Here is a 14,367-nt window from a genome sequence, read left to right as displayed (position 1 = left end):
GGGTCCTCAGCGGCTCAGGGCTCCGGCGTCCGGGACAACGACTCCGGTGCGCTGAGCGACGCGCCGCATCACTTCCCAGCGAGGGTCACCGGCGTCCCGCGGCCAAGCCTCGAGGATGCTCGCCGGAGATGCGTCAGGGTGACCGGCCCCGACTTGCCGGAGAGCGATGCGGGCACGGAGGCGCATGTACCCGGCGGTAGTGGGATCACCGTCAGCAAGCGTCATCTCAATCGCCCGACCATAGAGGGCCATGCCCTCGTCGATGGCACCTAGGCAGAGGAGGGTCAGGGCAACCGTCGCACCGTGGAACGGGAGTTCCTCGATCGCGAACTGGTCCAGCACTCGCATCGCCCGCCGTGGCTCGCCGGCCAGGGCGAGGCTGAAGGCGAAGTTGTTGGCGAGGGGGACGTCCGGGCTACGCCTGAAGGCACGCTCCGCAATAGCCGCCCCCTGCAGGTAGTCGCCAGTTACCTCCCCAACCAAGTACGCGGCCGTCGCCGCGGCCTCCGTACCGGCCTCCGAGTCGAGCGAAGCGGCGTCCAGCGCCCGGGCGGTCGCGGTCTCGGGGTCTCTTGCGAGCAGGGCACGACGCGTCTCCAACAGTGCGCGGTCGAGATCGTCGACGGAGTTGCCGGCCCGCGCCAGCAGGTCGTCGAGGGCAGGCAGGTCAGAGGTTCGCTCCAGGAAAGTCGCATACATTCGCGCCAGGTCTCCCGATGCGAACTCGGCCAGCTCGAGTGCCGCGACCAGCGACCGGCGCGCCCTGGGTCGATCGATTTCGCCCAGTAGGAACTGCAAGAAAGCGATCGAGCCAGCGATCTCCGCTCGCGCAGCATCATCTCCCGACCTCGCGAACCTCGCCCGAGCGTCGAGAAGCGCTGCGAGCGCACCTCGGTGGTCGTGAAGGAAGTTCGCTCGAGCCCAAGCGCTGTACAGAGCGGACTTGTAGTCGCCGGGTACCGCGCTAGACACCCGCGCCAGCTCGCGGACCGCCCCGCCCCGATCTCCCGTCGATAGGAGGTATCGAGCCAGGTTGTGACTGGCGACGGTGTTCGCCGGGCTTAGGAGCGTGGCCTGCCGCGTCACGCTCATCGCCTTCTCCAACGAGCCGAGGCGAGCGAGCGCAACACCCATGTTGATTAGGACATCGAGCGTCCGCCGACCGCGTCGCAGCAGGAAACGGTACTCTCGAACGGCTCGAGCGCACTCCCCCATCTCGACGAGGCAGTACGCCCTAAGCGCTCGTGCGGCCGAGGTTTCCACACCCTCCAGGCGCTCGAACGCGAGCGGAACATTGCCAGCCTCTATCGCACTACGGGCCCATCGGATTGCAGCCATCGGGTGGCTGCTCGACGCGAGCATCTCGTCAACGCCTTCTTGTCCGTATGACGCGAGGATGCTAACCGAAGCAAGTGCAGCGGCACTGGTCTTGGGTGAAAGCGCGAGACCGCGCTGCGCTCCCTCAATCGCACGCTCATGATTACCTACAGCCTGCTCCGCCTGGGCGAGCCGCGCCCACGCAACGCCTGACTGCGGATGGTCTTCAACCAACATGCGGGCTTGTACGAGAAAAGGGGGCTCATCGGATTCTGGGAGCCCAAGCACTTCTGACATCGGCGTGATGCCGTCCGCGGCCTGCGGCTCGACCAACGCGATGTCCGGGAGGCGCCTGACCTCGGTAGTCGCACCAAGAGTGAGCGTCACGACGTCGCCTTCCTGAGCAACTGCCGGCGGGCCTCGCGGTCCGCGTTAACGAGGGTAAGGACGAGGACGTCGATGCGACGAAGCAGCCAACCAAGGCCGGGACGCGTGTCGGAGACGCCCTGGACCTTTGGAAAGCGCTGGGGCGGTGAGGGGTTTACAAGTTGACGCAGCAGCGAGGCCAACTGCGGGCGAATTGCGGCCGGGGCTGCCGCAACGAAGAGATCTGCAGCGAGTTCGTACCGGTCCGCGAGCTCTGGCAGGCTCCTGCGGAACGACGCAGCCCGCTCAGCGTCTGGCCGAGTATACATCGTCTGCAGGATGGCAAGGCTGTCCGGTAGCACCGAAGAAGTAATACCTACACCCGTTCCTAGTTCAAACAGAACGCTCCCGAGATGATAAAGATCAACTGCACGCCAGTCAAAGTCTGAATCGTGCCCTTGATGCCAAAGCAGTTCTGGTGCCGCGAATCGCAAGTCCCCCCGGCCTACAAGGTACTCGCCCGACTGAAAGCGCGGCGGTTCGGTCATAAGCCTCGCGCGGCCAAGGTCCGCGACTTTTGCCGCCACGGCGGAACCCGAAGTGGCGAACACAAGAACGTTCTCGGACTTCAGGTCTCGGTCCACGACTTGCTTCAGGTGCATTTGGTGAACCCCCTTGACAACGTCTCGGAAGACACCGAGCCGCTCCCGCCAGGCGAAGGTCGCCTCATCAAGGAGAAGCAGTTGGGTCAGGCAGCCATCCGCCAGCTCGAGCACCATGAAGCGGAAGTTCCACGGAATGTCGACCTTGCCGGAGGGGCCCTCCGCGCTCAGGATCTGGATATCTTCACCCTTATCCAGCAGGTCGACGACACAGTTGCACTCCCGCAGTCGCTCCAGGAAGCGAGCCTCATCATCGAACTCCGTTCGTGCAGCTGGATCAGAGCTGGACGTCAGGCGAAGCATCTTCACTGCAACTTCGCGCCCATCAACTAGATCCTGGGCCGCGAAGACCATCCCGAACCCGCCGCCGCCTATCTCCTTGACGACGTGCCAGCGACCGGACAGGGTCCGCCCAACGAAGAGGTCAGCCTCACTGCCCATAGCGTTGCCTAAGCTCCCAGACGATTTCTGGATGGGCGCGCAGAATCTCCCTGATGTCCTCGGGAACGTCCTGCGCGCCGACGTCCTCCGGTCTCAAGTCGTAGTAGCGGGCGGCCCGCCACAGCAGTTCCTTCGAGGCACTCTTCTCGCCGCGCTCAAGCCTAGAGAGGTGAGACGGCGCTACCTCGAGTTGCGCGGCCGCTTGACGAAGGCTTTCACGGCGGGCCTCCCGAGCGCGTCGCAGGACCTCGCCGGCTGTCGTCTGGCGCTCCACCCGCGAACTCTACGGCAGTGTTGCCCTCTGGGCAACTGGGATCTTGATGGTAGGGCCCGGGAGGGGGCAGATCGACCGCGACGTTGCGCTCGGCTGGCCGTCAGAACCCGGCATGCATCTTCGATGCAAGAGGAGTCGCGGCCCGTCATCGAGCTCTGTCGCGGCTCCAGCGCCGGTCCGAGGGAGCGAGTTCAGCTGGGCGCGCGCCGGTTCGAGGCGGCGGCCAGGTTCCGCTCAACGTCGGCGGCGGGAACGTCGTAGCCGGTCGCTCGGGTGCCGGACCAGTTGAGGCCGACGCGGATCCCGTCTCGCTCAAGCCCAGCAAGCCAGCGCTCCCGGAAGCGCGCCAACGGCAGTTCTTCGACAACGAAGCCCGCGTAGGCGGGCACCTCCGCCACCACTCGCTCTGCGCGGCTCCGAAGGGACCAGAAGGGCTGAGCACGCTCGCCCTCCGGGTTCTGCGGGGCGGGGTAGCCCGCGCCGTCGCGGATCGTCCACACGGACCCCTCGCGTAGCGCCTCGTCGTAGAAGGCCGCCGCCTGCGCCGCACTGGTGCTCACGTGCCCGATGGTTCCATGCGCCGCCCAGTCGCCGCTGGCATGGCGCTGTCCGCAATCGTCGCTGGTCGTGCCCTACCCCGGCCGCCTCAGGTTGGTCGGTCCGCTGGCACACCTCTTCCTGAACGCCGCCGCGGCAGCAGGTGCGCATCTTCTCCCCGCTGCCGCACACCTGCAGGTAGCGACGGTGATGCGAGGGGAGGTGGGGCCGGTGATGTCGATGCACAAGCTGACGGCTGGGGACGGGTACGCGTACCTCACCCGGCACGTCGCCGTGGGCGACGCCGGCCTCGACGCTGGCGCGTCACTGACCGCCTACTACGAGCAGACGGGCAACCCGGCCGGCCGCTGGTACGGGCAAGGCCTCGCAGGGCTGGGTGACGGGTCAGGCCGACTTCGCCCAGGCGCCGTGGTGACGGAGGCGGCGATGACGGCGCTGTTCCGCGACGGCGTCGACCCGCTCACCGCGACGCGCGCACGGCCCCGGCGCCAAGGTTCCACGTCGTCCACACCGACCGGCGCGTCGACACGTCATCGAGCACCTGCGCGACCATCGCCGCGCGCACCTCCGGGCCGACGTCGTGCGCGTGCAACGCCCGCCCGTAGGCGCCGGCCAGGGCGCGGGCCGCGAGGTCGTGCGGCTGGAGCCCCGTCAGCGCGCGGGCGCGGTTCGCCCAGTCCGCCAGCAGGTCCGCCAGCGGACGGACCGTCTTCGGCGGCCGCGTCGCGCGGGTGAGGTGCTGGCGGGCCCGGGTCGTTTCCACCCGGGTCGGCGCCCGGCCGTGGGTGGTCTCGAACTGAGCGAGCCACTCCTGCCCGGCGCAGTGGATCGCCTCCGCGCGGGTCGAGAAGTGCGCGAGCAGATCCTCGCCGATCCCGTCCACCTCGAACGCCGGGTTCCGCCGCGGCCCACGGTCGCGCATCGACCACTCCACCGGCAGCCGCCGCGCCAGCTCGTCCGCCAGCAGCGCGTCATAGAGCTCGGACACGGTGACGACCGCGGCGTGCACGGTCCGCCCGTCCAGGCTCCGCCAGGCGCCGTCGGGCCCTTGGGCCTTGTTGGCGATGACGACGTGGGTGTGCAGGTTCGGGTCACCGGCTCGGGTGTCCCAGTGGTCGAAGGCCGCGGCGACCATGCCGCGGGTGCGGACCTGATGACGGCCCACCTCGCCGATGCGGGTGCGGATGACGCGCTGCTCGACGAACTCCAGCGATGACGCCAGTGCCGCCCGGTGCGCGTCATAGACAATGACGCGGGTCGCGTCATCCGCCAGCACCCAGAGAACCGAGACGGACTTCGGCGCGGTGAACGTGAGGTCGAACCCGACGACCGCGTGACGCTTCCCGTCATCGAACCGGCTATAGGGCCGGCCGAGCGCGTCATCGAAGCTGCTGCGGATGGCTTCACCCGCGGAGCGGCGGGCGCTGCTCAACGCGATCACCACCGAGGCCGGGGCGGCGTGCGTGCACCTGGACGGCAGCCGCGACCCGATGACGCGGCGGGTCGGGGAGTCGCTGTTCACCTCGACTGAGCTGCTCGGCGCGGAGAAGGTCCTCATCGACGCCGCGGAGACCACCGGCGCACCGCACCGGCCGGCGGAGATGCTCGGCGCCATCCCCCTGCGCACCGAGCACCACCTCGGCGCCCTCGCCCCTGACCAGCGTGCGGCCGCCGAAGCCGTCATCACCTCCGGGCGGCTGCTCGACGTGCTGGTCGGGCCGGCCGGGTCGGGCAAGACCACCACGCTCGCCGCGCTGAGTTCGTTCTGGCGGCACGGCATCGGGTCGGTGGCCGGGCTGGCGCCGTCGGCCACCGCGGCGCGAGCGCTGGCGGAGTCGCTCGGGGTGCCGTGCGAGACGACGGCGAAGTGGCTGCACGAGTCCACCGGTGATGGAGCCACCATTCGCGCCCTGCACTACGCCGACGCCGTCGCCCGCAAGGCCAGCCGCGACTACCGGGAGCAGCGTGCGGCCAACGAGGAGCACTGGCGGCTGCGCGCCGAGCAAGACCAGTGGCGGTTCTCCCCGGGCCAGCTCGTCATCGTCGACGAGGCCTCCCTCGCCGATACCCGCACGCTAGCCGCGATCGTCGAGCAGGCACGGGCGGCGACGGCGAAGGTGCTGCTCGTCGGGGACCACCTGCAACGCGGCTCGGTGGACGCCGGCGGCGCGTTCGGGATGCTCGCCCGCCGCGGACCCACCGCCGAGCTCACCAGCCTCTGGCGGTTCGCGAACCCGTGGGAGGCGCGGGCCAGCCTCGAGCTCCGCCGTGCCCACCCGACTGCGCTCGACGCCTACGAGGCCCACGGCGCCATCACCTCCGGCGACCACGACGCCATGCTCGACGCCGCGATTGACGCCGTCACCTCCGCGGCGGAGCACGGCAGGGTTGCGGTGCTGCAGGCGGTCGACAACCGGACCGTCCGCGAGCTCAACGCCCGGATCCGCGCCGACCGGCTCACCACCGGCCACGTCGCACCTTCCGGGGCGAGCCTGCACGACGGGCTGGCGGCCGGCCTCGGCGACCGGATCGTCACCCGCCGCAACCACCGACGCCTGACCACCGCCGACGGGTTCGTGCGCAACGGCGCCCTCTGGGACGTCACTGCCGTCCTGCCCGACGGGTCCCTCCGCGTCCGGCCCGCCGGCCACGCCAACGCGGCCCCGGTCCGCCTGCCCGCCGAGTACGTCGCCGAGCACGTCGAGCTCGGCTACGCCACGACCGTCGCCCGCACCCAGGGCATCACCGTCGACGAGACCCACACCATCGCCACCCCCGGCATGGGTCGCGAGGATCTGTACGTCGCGATGAGCCGCGGCCGCCACATCAACCGGGCCTACGTCGTCGTCGACCAAGGCGACCCGGACTGCCTGCCCGGCCAGGCGCCGTCGTCGGGCCGCGAGGTCCTCGAGCAGATCCTCGCCACGAGTCACACCGAGCCCAGCGCCACCGAAACCTGGGACACCTACCACCCCGGCCGCGCCGCGCCCCTCGTGCCGCCCGTGCATCCACAGCAACCGCGGAACCCCTGGCCTCCACAGCCCGCGCCGCATCCCTTGACCGCGCCGCCGCCGCCGTCCGCCGATGGACCGGTGCTCGGTCGCTGACCACCGCCACACCCAACCCAACAGAAGGAGAAGGTCATGACCACCACCGCACAGCACACCGTCCCGGCCGCCCCGGCCCGTCAGTACTACCGCGTGAAGGACGCGGCGCGGGTGCTCGGGGTGCCGCCCCGGACGCTGTACCACCTGGTCGAGCACGAGCAGATCCCGTTCCGGCGGCTCGGCACGGTGATCCTGCTCCCTGCGGCGTGGGTCGAGCGCGAGCCGACGATGCCGGTGAAGCGGCGCTGATGTCCGTCACCAGGCGGGCGCACCCGACGGGCAGCGTGACCTGGCGCGCGAAGGTGTTCTTCGAGGGTCGGGTCATCGCGCAGCGGTCGTTCGGGCGCCGGGTCGATGCCAAGCGCTGGGAGGCCGACCAGCTCGCGAAGCTGGACGCCGGCTCGTGGATCGACCCGGCGCGCGGTCGGATGACGTTCGCGGCGCTGGCCGAGGAGTGGCAGGCCTCGCGCGGTCACCTGGCGATGCGCAGCCAGGAGACCACGCGGTTCCTGCTGGACAAGTACGTGATCCCGGAGATCGGGGCGTACCCGATCTCCGGGATCTCGGCGGCCGACGTCGAGCGGGTCATGTCGGCGCTGACGGCGCGCGGGCTGGCGACGGCGACGCGGCGTCGGGCGCTGTCGATGATGCGGCTGGTGTTCGACTACGCGATCCGCGACCGGCGGCTGTCCGTGAACGTCGCGCGGATGGTGGCGCTGCCGCGCGGGGGCACCAAGCGCGAGCCGCACTGGCTGCGGCCCGACCAGCTCGGCCGGCTGGTCATGGCGGTGCAGCCGCTGTGCCAGCCAGTCGTGCTGTTCCTCGGGACCACGGGGTGCCGGTTCTCAGAGATGGCGGCACTGCGGGTCGACGACGTCGTGCAGACCCCGCACGGGCTCGGGGTCCGGGTTCACCGCGCGGCGACGCAGTCGAAGCGGACCAGCGGGGCGGTGTTCGGGCCGACCAAGACGCACCAGACCCGGACGGTGCCCGTGCCCGCGGCGTTGGACGAGTACGTGCGGACGCGGGTCGCCTTCACCGCCCCGGGCGGGTACCTCTTCCCGAGCCCGACCGGCGGCGTGTGGACCAACACCAACTTCCGGGCGCGGTCGGGCTGGATGGAGGCCACGCGGCGGGCCGGGGTGGAGGGGACGACCATCCACGACCTGCGGCACACCGCCGCATCGCTGCTCATCGCGGCGGGGGCGGACGTGAAGGCCGTGCAGGTGATCCTCGGACACTCCACCGCGACGATGACGATGGACCTGTACGGGCACCTGTTCAGCGAGGCCACCTGGCAGGCGATGGAGCGGCTGCCGGTGATCCCGCTGATGCAGGCGCCGCGGGCGATCGAGCCGCCACGTGACTCAACCGCCGACACCGCGGACTGAGGCCGGCGCCCTTCAGACCTTCGCCGAGGTCAGACGAGTCCTTCGTCGCGGCGGCGTGGCGAGGTCATGATTCCGGTCGCTGGGGTGCGAGCTCCGAAAGGTCAGCGAACATCTTGGTAGCGGCCCGCATGAGCTTCTCGATGAACTCGGGCTTGCTCAGCCCGTCTAGCTCCTCGGCCAGGAACGCCTGACCGCTCGATCCTGACGTGTGGGCAGCAATGCGCGACCTCAGATTCTGGATGGTCCGCAGAAGCGCAATGTCACGATCGACATACTCATAATCAGCGGCTTCCAGGAATCGCTCGAGCTTCGAGATGCCCTTCTCGTTCTTGACAGGCGGCAACCCCGCTGCAATCTCCGCCTCATTCAGGAGATCCACGAGCAGTTTGGCGAGGCCGAGGAGTTGCGCTTCGAACTCGGTGTCGGTGTTGTTGAGAGGGATACGAACGCGTCGGATCAGTTCCGCGTCACTCCCTTCAGCATCGCGGTAGAGTCCCCATCCCCATTTCTCGGTCCAGGCCAACTGGGTCGCAAGATATGCATTCTTGAAGAGATGCTCGGCGTTCTCTGTCTCAGCAGACTGTGCGAGGAACGATCGACGGAACGTGGACTCGCTCATCCTCGACACTGGCGGGATGTTGTAGGCGCGCCAGTGATCCCGATGGCTGCTCGGAATGTCACGACCGATGTCACCCAGGAACACCATCACGGCCGATGGGTTGCCGTTGTCAATCTGGACACCCCACAGCGATCCGCACGACAGCCGCCCATCTGTAACCGAGTACAGCTTCGGGTCGTCGTAGTAGCGCTTTAGAACCTCGGGCCTAAAGAACACGGGTGTCAGGTAGTGCGGCGCATCCGGATTCTTGCCGAAGTAGTTCGCAAGCTTGTCCTTCTCGCACGTGAACTTGATGGGACGCCCATGGTCGTCCTCGCCAATGATGAACTCCGGATACTCCTCGTCGTCGCCATCCCACGGCCAGATACCGCTCTTCTCTTGCGGAGGCGGCGGCAACACCCGCTTGACCAGCAATCGCGAGAATACCTGCGCCCGACGGAAGTCAATGTCGCCGATTCCCATGAATACCACGGAGTCGTTCTCGACATGGTCTTCTTCACGCAGTTCGTCGAAAGCCTCAGGGCTCTCGTCGGTGTCCACGAAGATGCGAGTGTCCGAGAAGAGCAGAAGGTCTAGTTGACGCGCAGCCTGATAGCGACGCAGGAGAGGGGTACGAACTCTGATTCGTTGGCCGTCGAACTCGATCGCAAGTTCCTTGGATCCGTCACCGCCGACGGTGTAGAAGTTTCCGGTTGCCTTGTCCTCCCACAGGCGCATCAGTAGCCGAAACTCCTCAGAAATGAGGTATGCATCGGGAACTACGCCATACATCTCTTGAATGAGAACCAGTGGTTCAAGATCCGGTCCGTCGACGTTACGGTGGTACGTGCTCACCCACTCGCCGTCCTCGCTATGCTGCGAGAACCCCGGCGAGCCGCCCCCAACTCTCAGGTCCCATGTGGCGCTCTGCATTGCCCGCTCGCGGTAGCTCGGCCTCGCGAAGGCAGCGAAGCGACCTCCGTTTCGATCCCGGGAGTGGTGCCAACTGTCGTAAACCACGGTCCAGGGACCACTACCGTTGGTCTGGCTGGTCTCGCGCTCGTCAATCTGCCTCAGCGCCGCAACAGCCTCGTGATGATCCAACGCGCCCCCTCGTTCGTCTCCATCGGTCACGAGGTACGAGCCAACCACGCCCGAAGGCGCTTAGCGGCCAGTTCTGCAGACGGGTGCAGACTCGACCGGGCACATCGTCGCTGTGAGTCCACGGTCGTCCGCTGGCGTCCGTCCACGTTCTTGACCGGGCTGTCCACGTCCTGAGACAAGTCGCTGACCACACGCTGACCAGTGCCCGACAAATCGGACACTCACTTGGCCGCCGTCGCGGCGCCGATCCAGCCCCTGACCTGCAACAACACCTCTGTGCGCCTGGGCAGATTCGAACTGCCGACACCCGCTTTAGGAGAGCGGTGCTCTATCCCCTGAGCTACAGGCGCGGGATCCCGCAGAGTATGCGAGCGGAGCCGCGTTCGGCTCGGGCCGCGTGACTGCCGTGGCGATCCTTGCGAGCCCCCGCAGCGCCGGTAGGCGACCGCAAGGACGCAGGAAGCCTACCGGAGCGGCGCGGTCAGAACGGGAGCGGGCCGTGGTCGGTGGGGACCAGCAGGATGCCGACGACGCGCGAGTCGTCGGAGACGGCGACGCGGCCGTGCAGGGAGCCGGCTTCGCACTCGAGCGTGGTGGCGCCGACGACGGTGCCGACGACCTGCTCGTCGGACTCGATGGCCGTGCCGCCGGGGAGCTCGACGTGCGTGCCCTCGCAACGCTCGAGCGCGCCGACCTCGGTGAGGACCTTGCGCCACGTGTCCGCGATGAGTGCCGGCGGGATCTCCTGGAGCGTCTGCGGGTGCATGAGCGGGGTGAGCTGGTCGTAGTCGCCTGCGGCGATGAGTGCGAAGACGCGCTCGGTGAGATCGACGACGTCGCGCACTGAGCGCGGCGTGATCTCGTCACCGGTGCTCGGGTCGACGGGTCGGCCGAATCGCTTGAACGCTGCCTGCCTGGTCATGCCGAGCTCCTCACCGATCTGCGCCCAGGTACGCCCCTGGGCTCGTGCCGCCTGCACCGCCGCGTCGAGGTTGCGACGGGCTTCCTTGAGCGCCTGGTGCGCCGTCCGGATGTCCATGGCGGGCAGTCAACCAATGGTTGACAAAGGATGTCAACCATTGGTTGACATGGGGTGCGGCTGAACCGGGCCCCGCGCATTCGACAAGGCCGCGGCAGAGCGCGAGCGGCCTGATGCCCGATCTGGTGGCCGCGCGGCAGGAGAAGCACCGACGCGCCCCGGAGGCCTACTCTTCGAAAGATAACCGGTTCAGCGCACGAAAGTGCATGTCCGGCATCTTGACCATCCCGGACCATCGGGCACACACTCGGCAGGCAAGGCCCTGCAGGGGAAGGTCCTCGGGCAGGTCATCGGTGTGGATCGATCACTGAAGCCGCAGGTCAGCGGCTCAGCAGGTGGCAACAGTCCGCCGCGTCTCCCCGATCCACGATTCCGCACGAAGGAGTGCAGAATGACCGCAAGTTTCGCAACCCTCCGGCGTCCGAAGCATCGTCGCCGGTCCGTGAAGCAGCTCGTCGCAGGCGTGGCCGTCGCCGGTCTCGTCGGGACGGGCCTGGCGATCGCGCTGCCGGCGTCGGCGGCGGTGACGTCCAACCAGACCGGCAACAGCGGCGGGTACTACTACTCGTTCTGGACGGACTCGCAGGGCACGGTGTCGATGGAGCTCGGCTCCGGCGGCAACTACTCGACGTCGTGGCGCAACACGGGCAACTTCGTCGCCGGCAAGGGCTGGCAGACGGGGTCGGGCCGTGCGGTGTCCTACTCGGGGCAGTTCAACCCGTCGGGCAACGCGTACCTGACGCTGTACGGGTGGACCACGGGTCCGCTGATCGAGTACTACATCGTCGACAACTGGGGCACGTACCGCCCGACGGGCACGTACATGGGCACGGTGAACTCCGACGGTGGGACGTACGACATCTACCGCACGCAGCGCGTGAACCAGCCCTCGATCCAGGGCACGGCGACGTTCTACCAGTACTGGTCGGTGCGTCAGCAGAAGCGCACCGGCGGCACGATCACGGCCGCGAACCACTTCAACGCGTGGGCCTCCAAGGGCATGAACCTGGGGTCGCACAACTACCAGATCCTCGCGACCGAGGGGTACCAGTCCTCGGGCTCGTCGAACATCACGGTGTCCGAGGGCTCGGGCGGCGGCGGCAACACGGGCGGCGGCGGCGGTGGCAACACCGGCGGCGGCGGGTCGTGCACCGTCTCGGCGACGAAGACGCAGGAGTGGGGTGACCGGTTCAACGTCACCTACACGGTCTCCGGCTCGAACAGCTGGACGGTGACGGTGTACCCGTCGAACGGCCAGTCGATCCAGAACCACTGGAACGCGAACCGCAACGGGAACACGTTCACCCCGAACGGCTCGGGGAACACGTTCGGCGTGACCTACTACAAGGGTCCGAACAACGTGAACTGGACGCCCAGCGCGTTCTGCTGACGCACGGACGCATAAAGCACGGGGCGGGGCCGCACGAGCGGTCCCGCCCCTGCCTGTGTCAGCGCAGGACGGCGATCAGACCCTCGCGGGAGTGCACGCCCGTCTTGGTGAACACGCGGGCCAGGTGCGAGTCCACGGTCCGCACGGACAGGGTCAGGCGGGCGGCGATCGCGCGGCTCGTCATGCCGCCGGCGGCGAGCGCGGCGATCTCCCGCTCGCGCGGGTTGAGGGCGACGGGCGGCTCGACGGGCGGCAGCCACAGGCCGCACCGGTTGAGCTCGCGCTCGGCGATGCGCGCGAGGTCCGCGTCCTGCGCGACGAGCGCGGCGACGTGCGCCGCCACGGCGACGGCGCGCGGGCCTTCGACGAGGGTCGCGAGCTCGTCGACGCGTTCGATGACGCCCGGCGGGGGGTCGCCGGCGCGGACGCAGCGGTGCAGGGCCTCGAGCTCGACGCGCCGCGCACCGCGCTCGCGAGCTCACGACGCGAGGGCCGCGGGCTCCGCGGCGGGGTCGCCGTCGTGCAGCCACGTCAGGGCGTCCAGGCGCGTGAGCCGGATCTCCGGCTCGAGCGCGGCGGCGGCGCGCAGCGGGACGGCCCCGAGCTGGTCGAGCAGATGGTGGGCCGCGCGCGGGGTGCCGCTCGCAGCGACCGCGAGCGCCTCGGCCGCCGTGGTGTACGCGGTGAGGGCGCGCGAGTCGTCGACGCGCAGGCGCGCGTTCGCGGCGCGCAGGTCCGTCGCGGCCTGCGACCACACGCCGAACGCGATGCCGGTGATGCCGCGGGCGACCTGCGCCGCGACCCGGTCCAGCGGCGCCCCGCCCTCGGGGTCCTCCGCCATGGCCAGCGGGCGCAGGTCCCCCGACCACAGGCGGATGAGCGCGTCGATCGTCGCGATCTCGCCGACCCCCCAGCGGTACCGCTCGCTGTAGGCGACCGCAGCAGGGACGCGCCGGTCGCGGCGTGCGTGGAGTCCGCCACCCCTGACCCACCCCACCCCACCGCCCTCACCCCACCCTCACCCCACCCACCCGACCCCCCACCCGACCCCATCCCCCGGCCGAGTGCGCACGTTCCTGCGCGAGCGCGCACGCCCGACGTGCGCACTCGAACCGCGACGTGCGCACTCGGCGTCGGTGGGTGGGCGGTGCGGGTGGTGCGGGCGGTTTGGGGGCGGGTGGTGGGTGGCGGGGGTGGGGTCAGTGAGGGGGTGGGGTGTGGATCCGGCTGAGCGGGATGCCGAGGATCGTGCGTTCCGGGACCGCGAGGCGGTCCAGGCCCTCGGGGACCTCGGGGAACACCTCCGGGACCGGTCCGGCCCAGATGCGCCACAGGACGCCGTGGCGGTCGTCGCCGTCGCGCGGGACGTCGTGCACCTCGGGGTGCACGCAGCCGGGCACCACGCCCACGGCGCGCCCGCGGGGGAGCCGGGCGGCGAGACCGCCGGCGCGCTCCGGCGGCACGAAGCCGACGATCATGTTGCGCCACACCACGACGAGCGCGTCGCCGCGTCCCGGCTCGAGCTGGAGCTCCGCGGGGACCGGCACGCCGCCGGTCTTGTCCGCGCCGAGGACCTGCACGATCGCGCGCTGCAGCGCGGGCGCCTCGGCCACGTGGAAGCCGTCGTCGACCTCGAGCGTCACGCGTTCCTTGCGGCCCCAGAGCTTCACGGCACCAGCCTGCCACGCCCCACGTGCGGCCCCCTCGCGCGCGGGGCTGCGCCCCTGGTCGACCTCCTCCTCACGGTCGAACAACGAGCACCCCGCGCACACCGCGACGACCAGCCCGGCGGCGGCCGCGCACCGCAGCACCGCTGCGCCCCGCGCCCCGACGCGCACCCCGACGACCACCCGCGACCCCCTCACGGCCCACCCGAACCGGACGAACCGTCGCGAGCCTGACGAGCGCGCGACCGCGGGCCATCCGTAGTCGTTGCGCAATCGCACCGCCCCCGCACCCCCCGCGCGCAGCCGCGCCCCGTGCGAGGATCGGCCCATGACGAGCCAGACGCCGAGCCAGACGACGAGCCCCGACGCGGCCGCTCCCGTGCCTGCGCCGATCCCCTCGCGAGCGCCCGCCAACGCGGGCGGCACCCGCCTGTGGGTCGAGCGCATCGGCTC

Annotated in this window: 14 protein-coding genes, 1 tRNA gene and 1 pseudogene; 5 read left to right on the top strand and 11 right to left on the bottom strand. The window is 69.5% G+C overall.

Annotation, left to right across the window (positions count from 1 at the left end; all coding sequences use genetic code 11):
* Positions 1–6: 6 nt before the first annotated feature.
* The 4 genes from CUD01_RS09120 to CUD01_RS09105 form a co-directional block, all read right to left on the bottom strand.
* Positions 7–1,704, bottom strand: a complete 1,698-nt coding sequence (locus tag CUD01_RS09120; RefSeq protein ID WP_141320457.1) for a tetratricopeptide repeat protein — start codon at positions 1,702–1,704, stop codon at positions 7–9.
* A complete protein-coding gene (locus tag CUD01_RS09115; RefSeq protein ID WP_141320455.1) occupies positions 1,701–2,786 on the bottom strand; it encodes a protein kinase domain-containing protein in 1,086 nt (361 codons plus the stop codon). Before CUD01_RS09115 ends, CUD01_RS09120 begins: the two co-directional genes overlap by 4 nt.
* Positions 2,776–3,060 carry a helix-turn-helix domain-containing protein gene (locus tag CUD01_RS09110; RefSeq protein WP_141320453.1) on the bottom strand — a complete coding sequence of 95 codons (285 nt, stop codon included), beginning with the start codon at positions 3,058–3,060 and terminating at the stop codon, positions 2,776–2,778. Before CUD01_RS09110 ends, CUD01_RS09115 begins: the two co-directional genes overlap by 11 nt.
* Before the next feature lie 191 nt (positions 3,061–3,251).
* Positions 3,252–3,620 (bottom strand): DUF2750 domain-containing protein, encoded by a 369-nt coding sequence (locus CUD01_RS09105; RefSeq protein WP_141320451.1) that lies wholly within the window; start codon positions 3,618–3,620, stop codon positions 3,252–3,254.
* Positions 3,621–3,627: 7 nt separating this feature from the next.
* Here CUD01_RS09105 and CUD01_RS17380 point away from each other — a divergent pair.
* Positions 3,628–4,053: pseudogene (locus tag CUD01_RS17380) on the top strand (relaxase domain-containing protein); the annotation flags it as partial.
* Between the two features lie 25 nt (positions 4,054–4,078).
* Here the strand turns inward: CUD01_RS17380 and mobF are convergent.
* Positions 4,079–5,050 carry a MobF family relaxase gene (mobF, locus tag CUD01_RS09095; protein WP_243861197.1) on the bottom strand — a complete coding sequence of 324 codons (972 nt, stop codon included), beginning with the start codon at positions 5,048–5,050 and terminating at the stop codon, positions 4,079–4,081.
* Here mobF and CUD01_RS17250 point away from each other — a divergent pair.
* The 3 genes from CUD01_RS17250 to CUD01_RS09080 are packed head-to-tail and all read left to right on the top strand — an operon-like array spanning position 5,016 to position 8,116.
* Positions 5,016–6,725 (top strand): ATP-dependent DNA helicase, encoded by a 1,710-nt coding sequence (locus CUD01_RS17250; protein WP_279589742.1) that lies wholly within the window; start codon positions 5,016–5,018, stop codon positions 6,723–6,725. The genes mobF and CUD01_RS17250 overlap by 35 nt on opposite strands.
* 36 nt (positions 6,726–6,761) lie before the next feature.
* Positions 6,762–6,974, top strand: a complete 213-nt coding sequence (locus tag CUD01_RS09085; protein WP_141320449.1) for a helix-turn-helix domain-containing protein — start codon at positions 6,762–6,764, stop codon at positions 6,972–6,974.
* Entirely contained in the window at positions 6,974–8,116 is a 1,143-nt protein-coding gene (locus CUD01_RS09080) for a tyrosine-type recombinase/integrase (RefSeq protein ID WP_141320447.1), read from the top strand. The genes CUD01_RS09085 and CUD01_RS09080 overlap by 1 nt, the downstream gene beginning before the upstream one ends.
* A 64-nt stretch (positions 8,117–8,180) precedes the next feature.
* Here CUD01_RS09080 and CUD01_RS09075 read toward each other — a convergent pair whose 3' ends face one another.
* From CUD01_RS09075 to CUD01_RS09065, 3 genes are all read right to left on the bottom strand, one after another.
* Positions 8,181–9,866, bottom strand: coding sequence for a hypothetical protein (locus CUD01_RS09075; RefSeq protein WP_208405556.1), 1,686 nt, complete (start codon positions 9,864–9,866; stop codon positions 8,181–8,183).
* 229 nt (positions 9,867–10,095) lie between these two features.
* Positions 10,096–10,168, bottom strand: a tRNA-Arg gene (locus CUD01_RS09070).
* Between the two features lie 131 nt (positions 10,169–10,299).
* Positions 10,300–10,857, bottom strand: a complete 558-nt coding sequence (locus tag CUD01_RS09065; protein ID WP_141320445.1) for a hypothetical protein — start codon at positions 10,855–10,857, stop codon at positions 10,300–10,302.
* A 442-nt stretch (positions 10,858–11,299) separates the two neighbouring features.
* On the opposite strand from CUD01_RS09065, the gene xynA reads away from it, so the two are divergent.
* Positions 11,300–12,247, top strand: a complete 948-nt coding sequence (xynA, locus tag CUD01_RS17245; RefSeq protein WP_280525814.1) for an endo-1,4-beta-xylanase XynA — start codon at positions 11,300–11,302, stop codon at positions 12,245–12,247.
* A 58-nt stretch (positions 12,248–12,305) separates the two neighbouring features.
* Here xynA and CUD01_RS09055 read toward each other — a convergent pair whose 3' ends face one another.
* The 3 genes from CUD01_RS09055 to CUD01_RS09045 all read right to left on the bottom strand — a co-directional run bounded on the left by CUD01_RS09055 (position 12,306) and on the right by CUD01_RS09045 (position 14,112).
* Positions 12,306–12,590 (bottom strand): helix-turn-helix domain-containing protein, encoded by a 285-nt coding sequence (locus CUD01_RS09055; RefSeq protein ID WP_166772154.1) that lies wholly within the window; start codon positions 12,588–12,590, stop codon positions 12,306–12,308.
* A gap of 135 nt (positions 12,591–12,725) precedes the next feature.
* The gene (locus CUD01_RS09050) at positions 12,726–13,244 is read right to left on the bottom strand and encodes a hypothetical protein (RefSeq protein ID WP_141320440.1); all 519 of its coding nucleotides are present in this window, start codon (positions 13,242–13,244) and stop codon (positions 12,726–12,728) included.
* 202 nt (positions 13,245–13,446) lie between these two features.
* On the bottom strand, positions 13,447–14,112 hold the full coding sequence (locus CUD01_RS09045; RefSeq protein ID WP_243861198.1) for a hypothetical protein: 666 nt from the start codon (positions 14,110–14,112) through the stop codon (positions 13,447–13,449).
* Positions 14,113–14,367: the final 255 nt, after the last annotated feature.

The sequence above is a fragment of the Cellulomonas uda genome, assembly GCF_006538705.1.
Lineage (GTDB): Bacteria > Actinomycetota > Actinomycetes > Actinomycetales > Cellulomonadaceae > Cellulomonas > Cellulomonas uda.
Note: the sequence above shows the minus strand (reverse complement) of the source record. Positions and strands in the feature narration are given on the sequence as shown.